At 65.4% G+C, this 2,046-nt stretch carries 3 protein-coding genes; 1 reads left to right on the top strand and 2 read right to left on the bottom strand.

From position 1 onward, the window contains the following. Positions 1–566, top strand: a 566-nt coding sequence (locus tag WAN71_RS22725; protein WP_422227493.1) for a phosphoribosyltransferase, incomplete at its 5' end; no start/stop codon positions are given. On the opposite strand, the gene WAN71_RS22720 is transcribed toward WAN71_RS22725, so the two are convergent. Together WAN71_RS22720 and WAN71_RS22715 are read right to left on the bottom strand one after the other, a co-directional pair. Beyond that, complete coding sequence (locus WAN71_RS22720; RefSeq protein WP_422227492.1) at positions 563–898, bottom strand: hypothetical protein; 336 nt, start codon at positions 896–898, stop codon at positions 563–565. The genes WAN71_RS22725 and WAN71_RS22720 overlap by 4 nt on opposite strands. Before the next feature lie 66 nt (positions 899–964). Further along, entirely contained in the window at positions 965–1,780 is an 816-nt protein-coding gene (locus tag WAN71_RS22715) for a DivIVA domain-containing protein (RefSeq protein ID WP_422227491.1), read from the bottom strand. Positions 1,781–2,046 lie beyond the last annotated feature (266 nt).

Below are 2,046 nucleotides of genomic sequence, written 5' to 3'. Positions count from 1 at the left end.
TCGGGCTGGCCCGCGGCGGCGTTCCGGTCGGCTGGGAAGTCGCCGCGGCCCTGCACGCCGAGCTGGATGTGTTCCTGGTGCGAAAGCTGGGCGTGCCGCGGTGGTCGGAACTGGCGATGGGTGCGCTGGCCAGCGGCGGCAGCGTCGTCATGAACGACAATGTGGTGTCGAGTCTCCGCATCAGCGACGAGCAGGTGCGCGAGGTCATCGACCGCGAAACGATCGAGCTCGACCGGCGGGAGCGTGCCTATCGCGGCGGCCGGCCGGTCGCCGATCCGCGCGGCAAGACCGTGATTTTGGTGGATGACGGGATTGCCACCGGTGCGAGCATGCTCGCCGGAGTGCGCGCGCTGCGCGCGAGTAATCCAGAATCGATAGTCGTCGCTGTGCCGGTGGGGCCGCAATCAGCCTGCCAGGAGCTGGCTCGGGAAGCCGACGAAGTGGTATGCGCAACCATGCCAGACGATTTCGAGGCGGTGGGACAGGTTTTCGCCGACTTCCATCAAGTCACCGATGACGAGGTCCGCGAGCTGCTCGCCACGCCGCCCTCGGCGGTTGAGTCCTAGCGAGTCGGGTCGTCGCTGACGCTGTCTGGTGCGTCCGCCTCCGCGCCCGCATCCTCCGGTGCAGCCGCGTCGTCGCCCTCGCCGACGGTGTTCTCGGGATAGTCGGCGGCCTCTTCGCCACCAAGCTCATGTCCCTCTGCCGGGCTCGATGTCTTGGTGGCTGCGCCGACCTCGCGTCGCTGACGTTCCCGTAGCGCATCGACGATGAGCAGCACCACTCCCAACACACTGGCACCGATGCAGACCCAGGCCACCAACTCATTGCTGGTGACAACGGCGAACACCAACGCGGCAAGGCCTATTACCGCTAAGACCAGCGCACTTATCAGCATCGGTAAACCTCCAGCCGAAGGGGCAACATCGCCAACACTGCAGGATAGCGACCGCCCTCGGCCGAGCTAGTTATTACCTCGATTGAACTGGTTAAACCCGGCTTCATTGGTGGCGCTGGAATCGACCGGCGCCGCCGAACCGCGCTGGCCAAGCTCTTCGAGCTGGGACTCCAGGTATGTCTTCAGCCGCGTGCGGTATTCGCGTTCGAACGTGCGCAGCTGCTCGAGGCGACCCTCGAGTACCGTGCGCTGCTGGTTGATCGTGCCCATGATCTCGGAGTGCTTGCGCTCGGCGTCGGCTTGCAGCGCGTCGGCCTTCTCCTGGGCCTGGCGCAGCTGGGTCTCGGAGCGGGTTTGCGCGTCGGCCAGCATCGCGTCGGCACGTTGTCGGGCTTCGGCGACCGTCGTCTCCGCCTCACGACGCGCATCGCTGACAATCTGGTCAGCATTGGCCCGCGCGTCGGACAACAGCTTGTCCGACTCCGCCTTGGCAGTACCGGTCAGCCGGTCGGCGGTGTCCTGGGCCAGGCTGAGCACCCGAGCCGCCTTCAACGCCTGCTCTTCGCTGACACCGGCCGCCGGCTGGGGGGCGGGCTGCGGGGCGGGCTGCGGCGGCGGCTTGACGGGCTCGGGCTCGGGCTCGTACAGCGGAATGGCTTGGGTGGCTTGCGCACTGGTGCCGGCGCCGGCTCCGGCGCTGGCCAGCTCCTGGTCCAGCTCGTTGACCCGCTGACGCAGGTCAGAGTTCTCCTCGATGAGCCGGGTCAGCTCGTTTTCTACGAGGTCGAGGAAGGCGTCGACCTCGTCTTCGTTGTAACCACGCTTGCCGATCGGCGGCTTACTGAACGCCACATTGTGGACGTCTGCGGGTGTCAGCGGCATTCTTAGCCCCCTTGAGTGTGGACGGTCAAACTGACCAGGAAAGTGTAGGTCCGCATGAACGTTGTGGTAGCCATACTGCAACTGCCGCCCATCCTGTCACACCAGACCCGCCGGTTGCCGATTCGCCCGATAAATAAGACCGAATTTCAAAGATTAAGAGGTGAGACAAATCAACGCCTTGAACCAACGAAATGCAGCCCGCGCAAACCGTCCAGGGGGCGGGAGTTCACCGCCAGCCGTGGCAGGCCCGCGATTCAGGCGTGGTA

It is taken from the genome of Mycobacterium sp., from assembly GCF_049280035.1.
In the GTDB taxonomy this organism is placed as follows: Bacteria; Actinomycetota; Actinomycetes; order Mycobacteriales; family Mycobacteriaceae; genus Mycobacterium.
The sequence above is the reverse complement of the archived record's forward strand: the minus strand, read 5'-3'. Positions and strand labels throughout refer to the sequence as shown.

Coding starts and splice junctions, on each gene's coding strand:
- WAN71_RS22720 (WP_422227492.1), bottom strand. CDS start 898: ATGCTGATAAGTGCGCTGGTCTTAGCGGTAATAGGCCTTGCCGCGTTG.
- WAN71_RS22715 (WP_422227491.1), bottom strand. CDS start 1,780: ATGCCGCTGACACCCGCAGACGTCCACAATGTGGCGTTCAGTAAGCCG.